The 7,266-nt window shown below is 64.4% G+C and carries 8 protein-coding genes; 4 read left to right on the top strand and 4 right to left on the bottom strand.

Annotation, left to right across the window (positions count from 1 at the left end):
• From trpA to CTR53_RS13995, 3 genes are all read left to right on the top strand, one after another.
• Positions 1–516, top strand: a 516-nt coding sequence (trpA, locus tag CTR53_RS14005) for a tryptophan synthase subunit alpha (RefSeq protein WP_290814482.1), incomplete at its 5' end; no start/stop codon positions are given.
• A gap of 16 nt (positions 517–532) precedes the next feature.
• Complete coding sequence (accD, locus tag CTR53_RS14000) at positions 533–1,480, top strand: acetyl-CoA carboxylase, carboxyltransferase subunit beta (protein WP_290814479.1); 948 nt, start codon at positions 533–535, stop codon at positions 1,478–1,480.
• Positions 1,452–2,777, top strand: a complete 1,326-nt coding sequence (locus tag CTR53_RS13995; RefSeq protein WP_290814476.1) for a folylpolyglutamate synthase/dihydrofolate synthase family protein — start codon at positions 1,452–1,454, stop codon at positions 2,775–2,777. Before accD ends, CTR53_RS13995 begins: the two co-directional genes overlap by 29 nt.
• Here the strand turns inward: CTR53_RS13995 and trxA are convergent.
• A complete protein-coding gene (gene trxA, locus CTR53_RS13990) occupies positions 2,774–3,097 on the bottom strand; it encodes a thioredoxin TrxA (RefSeq protein WP_144068820.1) in 324 nt (107 codons plus the stop codon). The two genes, CTR53_RS13995 and trxA, sit on opposite strands and share 4 nt — an antisense overlap.
• A 309-nt stretch (positions 3,098–3,406) precedes the next feature.
• Here trxA and CTR53_RS13985 point away from each other — a divergent pair, with 309 nt between their 5' ends.
• Positions 3,407–4,435: a dienelactone hydrolase family protein gene (locus tag CTR53_RS13985; RefSeq protein WP_290814470.1), complete on the top strand. Its 1,029-nt coding sequence runs from the start codon at positions 3,407–3,409 to the stop codon at positions 4,433–4,435.
• A 78-nt stretch (positions 4,436–4,513) separates the two neighbouring features.
• On the opposite strand, the gene CTR53_RS13980 is transcribed toward CTR53_RS13985, so the two are convergent.
• The 3 genes from CTR53_RS13980 to prfA form a co-directional block, all read right to left on the bottom strand.
• On the bottom strand, positions 4,514–5,011 hold the full coding sequence (locus CTR53_RS13980) for a DUF4167 domain-containing protein (protein WP_290814467.1): 498 nt from the start codon (positions 5,009–5,011) through the stop codon (positions 4,514–4,516).
• 301 nt (positions 5,012–5,312) lie between these two features.
• Positions 5,313–6,182 (bottom strand): peptide chain release factor N(5)-glutamine methyltransferase, encoded by an 870-nt coding sequence (prmC, locus tag CTR53_RS13975; RefSeq protein WP_290814464.1) that lies wholly within the window; start codon positions 6,180–6,182, stop codon positions 5,313–5,315.
• Positions 6,175–7,266, bottom strand: coding sequence for a peptide chain release factor 1 (gene prfA, locus CTR53_RS13970; protein WP_290814461.1), 1,092 nt, complete (start codon positions 7,264–7,266; stop codon positions 6,175–6,177). The genes prmC and prfA overlap by 8 nt, the downstream gene beginning before the upstream one ends.

The raw sequence follows: 7,266 nt of genomic DNA, 5'->3' as shown, positions 1-7,266 counted from the left end.
TTCAATCCGATCTCGGCCTATGGCGTGGACAGGTTCCTGGTCGATGCCAAGACCGCCGGCGTGGACGGGCTGATCGTGGTCGACCTGCCGCCCGAGGAAGATGACGAGCTGTGTATTCCTGCGGTGAAGGCCGGCATTCACTTCATCCGTCTGGCGACGCCGACAACCGATGCCGCTCGTCTGCCGGCCGTGCTGCAGAATACCTCCGGCTTCCTGTATTATGTGTCGGTGGCCGGTACCACTGGCGCCGCTGCCGCCGACCCGGTCGCGGTCGGCAAATCGGTGGCACTGATCAAACAGCATACCAAAATTCCGGTGGCCGTCGGCTTCGGCATCCGCGATGGCCAGCGCGCCGCGGCGATTGCCGCCGTCGCCGATGCTGCCGTGGTGGGCACCGCCCTTGTGGAACGGGTGGCCGAGGCCCAGATGAAGAAGATCGATCCGGCCGAGCATGTGCTGGAGCTGGTGCGCGAACTGAGCACTGCCATTCGTGGCGTTGCCAAAGCCGCAGCCTGACAGAAGGAGTTTCTAGATGAACTGGCTGACCCGCACCGTCCTGCCCAAGATCCGCGAGTTCACCGCGAAGAAGGACAGCACGCCGGACAATCTCTGGACCAAATGCCCGAGCTGCGGCCAGATGATCTATGCCAAGGAGCTGGACGAGAACCAGCGCGTCTGCCCGAAATGCGACCACCACATGAGGGTCGGGCCGAAGCAGCGTTTCGCGGCGCTGTTCGACAAGGGCGAATACCAGACCATCGAACTGCCGGACGTGGTGCAGGATCCGCTGCACTTCCGTGATTCCAAGAAATACCCCGACCGACTGAAGGATGCCCGCAGCAAGACCGGTCAGAAGGATGCCTTCGCGGTGGCGCATGGCACGCTGGACGGTCAGGACATCGTTGCCGCCGTGCAGAACTTTGCCTTCATGGGCGGATCGATGGGCATGGCGACCGGCGAAGCGCTGATCGCGGCCGCCACGCTGGCCGTCAACCAGCGCGCTGCACTGATCCTGTTCGCGGCCGCCGGCGGCGCGCGCATGCAGGAAGGTATCCTCAGCCTGATGCAGATGCCGCGCACGGTGATCGCGGTACAGCGCCTGCGCGAGGCGCACCTGCCATTCATCGTGGTGCTGACCGATCCGACCACCGGCGGCGTCACGGCGTCTTACGCCATGCTGGGCGATATCCAGATCGCCGAACCGGGCGCACTGATCGGCTTCGCCGGCCCGCGCGTGATCGAACAGACCATCCGCGAAACCCTGCCGCAGGGCTTCCAGCGTTCGGAATACCTGCTGGAACACGGCATGCTGGACATGGTGGTGCATCGCCACCAGCTGCGTGAGACGTTGGCCCGCATCGTCGACCTGCTGCTCGATCCGCAGCCGAAGGCCGATGTCGTGGCGCTGCCGCGTCCCGGTTTGGAAATTCCGCCGACGGGTGAGATTCCGCATGGCGCCACCCGCCCCCGCGCCCGCTGAGTTAGACGCTATCCTGCAGCGCCTGACGGCGCTGCATCCCAAGGCCATCGATCTTTCGCTGGACCGCATCCGCGCCCTGCTGGCGAAGCTGGGCGACCCGTATCTGCATCTGCCGGCGGTTTTCCACGTGGCCGGCAGCAAGGGCAAAGGCTCCACCACAGCTTTCCTGCGCGCGATGCTGGAGGCGGCCGGCTATCGCGTGCATGCCTATACCTCGCCGCATCTGGTGCGTTTCAACGAACGCATTCGCCTCGCTGGCCAGTTGATCGATGATGCGAAACTGATCGCACTGCTGGAACGCTGTGAAAGCGTCAATGCCGGCGCGCCGATCACCTTCTTCGAGATCACCACCGCTGCCGCCTACCTGGCCTTCGCGGAAGTTCCAGCCGATATCGTGCTGCTGGAAACCGGCCTGGGCGGCATTGCCGATACCACCAACGTGATCCCGCAGCCGCTGCTGACCGCGCTGACTCCTATCGGCATCGATCATGTCGCCTTTCTCGGCGACACGATCACGAAGATCGCTGCCAACAAGGCCGGTATCCTGAAAGACGGCGTCCCCTGCGTGGTGGGACCGCAACCCGACGAGGCCATCGCGGTGATCGAGGCGCGGGCGGTCGAGACGAAATCCACGCTCTTCCGGCATGGCCGCGACTGGACGGTGCGCGAGACATTGGACGGCATCCGCTGGCGCGACAGCGCTGTAGAACTTTCTCTTCCCCGTCCCGCCCTGCTGGGCGCACATCAGGTGGTGAATGCCGGCGTGGCGATTGCCTGCGCGCGACAGTTGGCTGGCTTCAGCATCTCGCCCGATGCCATCGCCGCCGGCCTGCGCAAGATCGACTGGCCGGCCCGCATGCAGCGGCTCAGCAAAGGCCCGCTGGCCGAGCTGTTGCCGCCCGGCACCGAACTCTGGCTCGATGGCGCCCATAATGCCATGGCGGGTGAAGCGCTGGCCGAAGCGCTGAAGCTGCTGCCGCCGCGGCCGACCTGGCTGGTGGCCGGCATGCTAAATACGAAGGATGCCGCTGGCTTCCTCCGCCCGCTGGCACCCCAGATGGAGGCCGCGCGCTGCATTGCCATCCCGGGCGAAGCCAACAGCCTATCGGCCGAGGACCTGACCGCGGCCGCACGCAGCGTCGGCCTGACGGCCGACCCGGCCGGCAGCGCCACTGCCGCCATGCGGCAGATCGCGCAAACGATAAGGGCCGATGCCTCGTCGGCACCGGCCCCTGCGCGTGTCGTGATCGCCGGCTCGCTATATCTCGCGGGCCGGATACTGGCGGAAAATTCCTAGATCGCCGAGTTGATCCACTCGACGATGCGGCTCTTCGGCATCGACCCGACCTTGGTGGAAACCGGCTTGCCGTCCTTGAACAGGATCAGAGTCGGGATGCCGCGCACGCCGAACTTCGACGGGGTCATCGGGTTCTCGTCGATATTCACCTTGGCGATGGTCAGCTTGCCGGCCATCTCGCTGGCGATCTCGTCCAGCGCCGGGGCGATCTGCTTGCAGGGACCGCACCACTCGGCCCAGAAGTCGACCAGAACGGCATCGGAAGACTTGAGGACATCGCTTTCGAAGGAAGCGTCGGTGACTTTGGTGGGCGCAGACATGCGGGAATCCTCGGTTGGAATGGCTGGGCCGGAGACGGGTCAGGAGGCTCGAATCCGGCTTAGGTCAGTAAGGTAAGTAGCCGCCCGGCGAGGGTCAAGCGGGCCGATTTTTCCACAACCCTATGATTTTCCTTGAAAAGCAGGAAATATCGCGGCGAATCAAAGGTGGACTCTGGCGTCAAAGCCCTGTTACAACTTGAAACAGTCCAGCGGGTGGGGACCCGCAGTTTGATTAACTGAGGCTTTACAGGGGGATCGATGGCCGGGGGAAAAGCCACGATGCTGCGTAATGCCAGGGGATTCAAGTCCATGGCATTCCGTCAGATTTGCATGATTTCCGCGCTTGCGCTGATGATGGGCAGTGTCGCCGCCGTTCCGGCCGCGCAGGCCCAGCCGCGCGCCAGCCAGAAAGCCACCGCCCAGAAAGCCACCGCCCAGAAAGCCTCTGCCCCCAAGCCGGGCGCCAAGCCGGCGGCAGCCCCGCGTCGGCAGAAATCCGCCGAAGGCGCGCGCCGCGCTGCCGAAGCCGAGAATACCAACGGCTTCACCATCGACGGCCGCAAGGTGCGCGTCGATGTGGTGAAGGCTGACATGGACCTGCTGGATTCCGACGGCAGGTCGCCGGCCGTGCTGGTGCTGCATGGCGCTCATGGCCTGGGCGACGGCTCGCTGTTCTACCCGCAGGCCAAGGCGCTGGCCGAGAAGGGCATCACCGCTTTCGTGGTGCATTATTTCGACGGCGTGCCGCAGGCCCGCAAAGCCGCCCCCGCCCTGCATGACGAACGCGAGCGCATCCTCACCGAGGCGATCTCCTACGTGCAGAAGCAGAAATATGTCGACCCTGACAAGATCGGCATCTTCGGCCTGTCGCTCGGCGGCTTCCATGCGCTCAGCCTGGGCAGCCGCGACGAACGCGTGCAGGCCGTGGTGAACGTGGTGGGTGCGATGCCGTCGGAAGTGCAGCGCAAGGGCGTGCATCGCATGCCGCCGACGCTGGTGCTGCATGGCGATCGCGATGCCACCGTGCCGGTGCGCCGCGCCTATGAACTGGCCAGCCTGCTGGACGACCTGGGCGCCGAGCACGAAGTGAAGATCTACAAGGGCCAGGGCCATACCTTCCGCGGCGAAGCCAAGGAAGACAGCATCAACCGCACGGTCGAGTTCTTCGAGCGCCATCTCGCCGGCGACCGCGGCCTGCTGGACAAGGAACTGGAAATCGACATCGCGCTGGCCCCAGTGGTGCCGGAAACCGAAAGCCTGCCGATCCGCCAGCTCACCATTGCCGACGAGGCGATGTGGAGCCAGGCCGAACAGGGCAACCTGCCGCCGACGAACTAAGCGCCAGGCACTCAAGATTAGAAAAAGCCGCCGGATCGCTCCGGCGGCTTTTTTCATGTCTACAAGCTGGTGCGCGGCTTACGCGGCCGTCGCCTCGTCGCGTTCTTTCTGTACAGGCTGGCCGTCGCTATCCAGTGCGGCTTCCAGTTCCATTTCCAGGCTCGGCTGCTCACCACCCTCGGTGGCCGCCGGCGCGGCGGGCTGTGCCGACGGCTGGCCGTTGCCGTTACTGTTATTGGGCTGCTGCTGGTTCTGCTGCTGCTGCGTGGCCGCGCGCTGCATCGGCGTCACGCCCTGAGCCAGCATGATCCGGTAGTAGTGTTCGGCATGCTGCAGGTAATTCTCGGCCGCCACGCGGTCGCCCGACGCATTGGCGTCGCGCGCGAGCTGGCAGTAGCGCTCGAAGATATTGGTGGCCGTGCCGCGGACCTTAACTTCGGGGCCGTTGGAGTCGAAATTACGGTGGGAATTGTTCATCCCGCCGTTATTTCCACCGCCGCCGTTACCGCCTCCGCCGCCACCATGCGGCCTCCGGCCCTGAGGACGGCCACCGCGCTGACGATTCTTATTGTTCACAATGCATCTCGCTTGTTTTTTAGCAAATAGCGCAATCAGGCATCCTGCGCGCGCATCGGCACCCCATGCTCATCAGCATATCGTGTGCCTGATACGGTCGGCCTCCCGATGAATCGATCATCCGATGTGTATCACCCTGCGGTGTCCGTCATCCGATGTCGGTTGTCGATGAGGCGGCGACGCTGCCTGCTTATTCGCCCCCGGTTAACACCCCGGATCTATACCTTGGGCGGGTTCCTTGGGACTGCGTCGGCCCAAGACTCAAGATAAGGGGGGCACGGGTCCCTGCCAACCCCCTTTTTCAGGGAATCTGCACGGATTTCCGGCCGGTTACCACACGATTAATACCGCCGAGATCGGGCAATACCGCAATCTCGCCAAAACCTGCTTCGCCCAGCAGCCGCCCGACTGCGACATCTTGTCCCACACCGACTTCCAGCGCGGCGAACGCGTCTTTCGCTGCCAGCCGCGCCATATCGGGGATCAGCGCGCGATAGGCATCCAGGCCGTCCGCGCCGCCATCCAGCGCCAGCAACGGATCGAAATCCGCCACCTCCGGCTCCAACCCCGGCACCACGCCGCTTTCGATATAGGGCGGATTGGAAATCAGGATGTCGAATGTGCCCGCGATCCCTTTCCCCCAGCTGCCGAGCCTGAATATGCAGCGCGACGACATCGCGAAGCGCCCGGCATTTTCCTTGGCCACGGCCAGCGCCGGCGGCGACACATCGATGCCGACTCCCGTAGCGCTCGGCAGTTCGTGCAGCAGGCTGAGCAGCAGGCAACCCGAACCGGTGCCGAAATCGACAATGCGCAACGCGGCATTGCGGTTCGGAATCGCGGCCAGCACACCAGCCACCAGCGTTTCGGAATCGGCGCGCGGATCCAGCACATCGGGGCTGGTGCGGAATTCCAGACTCCAGAATTCGCGACGGCCGAGAATCTTCGAAACCGGCTCGCGCTGCAGCCGGCGCTGCAGCAATGCTTCGAAGGCCGCCGCCGATTCAGCAGAGAGCGGCGCGTCAGGCCGCCCGCGAATATGGTCCTCGCTCACCCCGCTGGCTTCGGCCAGCAGCAGGATCGCATCGAGCCGCGGTGTATCGACACCGGCAGATTTGAGCCGCGCCTGCGCGGCGGTGAGCAGCGTACCGATGGTCGGTACATCAGGCACGGTTCAGCTCAAGCAGCCGGCTGGCCTGGTCTTCGGCGATCAGCGCCTCGATCACGTCGTCCAGCGCTTCCCCTGTCACGACCTGTTCAATTTTATACAGCGTCAGGTTGATGCGGTGGTCGGTCACCCGGCCCTGCGGGAAATTATAGGTGCGGATGCGCTCCGAGCGATCGCCCGAGCCGACCTGCCCCTTGCGGTCGGCGGCCCGCGTCGAGGCGAGACGTTCACGCTCGGCCTCATACATCTTGGCGCGCAGCAGCTTCATGGCCTTGGCTTTGTTCTTGTGCTGCGACCGTTCGGTCTGCTGCGCCACCACGATGCCGGTCGGGATATGTGTGATACGCACCGCAGAATCGGTGGTGTTCACATGCTGGCCGCCGGCGCCCGACGAACGGTAGACGTCGATGCGCAGGTCGTTCTCGTTGATGTCGATATCGACGTCTTCAGCTTCGGGCAAAACCGCCACCGTGGCAGCCGAGGTATGGATCCGACCCTGGGTTTCGGTATCCGGCACACGCTGCACACGATGCACACCGGATTCGAATTTCAGCCGGGCGAAGACGCTGCGGCCGGTGATGGTGGCGATCGCCTCGCGAAAGCCGCCCAGTTCGGTATCGGCGATGCTTTCGACCTCGAAGCGCCAGCCATGTTTGGCGGCATAGCCGCGATACATCTCGAAGAGATCGCGGGCGAATAACGCGGCCTCATCTCCGCCGGTGCCGGCGCGTACCTCGAGGATGGCATTTTTCTCGTCGGCTTCGTCCTTGGGCAGCAGCATGATCAGCACGCGCCGCTCGGCCTCCGGCAATGCAGCCTGCGCCTGCTTCCACTCGGATTCCGCCATGTCCCGCATTTCCGCGTCGGAGGCGGCATCGTCGCGCATGGCAATCAGATCGGCCACCTCGCGGCGCAGCCGGCGCAGATCGCCAATCGCCTGCACCAGAGGCTCGATCTCGGCATATTCCTTCGACAGCTTGACAAAGGCCTCAGCCGCCAGACCACCGCCGGCCATCTCGGCCTGCAGCATCTCGTAGCGCTCGATCACCTTGTCGAGCTTGGCTTCCGGCAGGCCGGAGGTGTCCAT

The organism is Ferrovibrio sp., from assembly GCF_002796975.1.
GTDB lineage: Bacteria > Pseudomonadota > Alphaproteobacteria > Ferrovibrionales > Ferrovibrionaceae > Ferrovibrio.
Note: the sequence above shows the minus strand (reverse complement) of the source record. Positions and strands in the feature narration are given on the sequence as shown.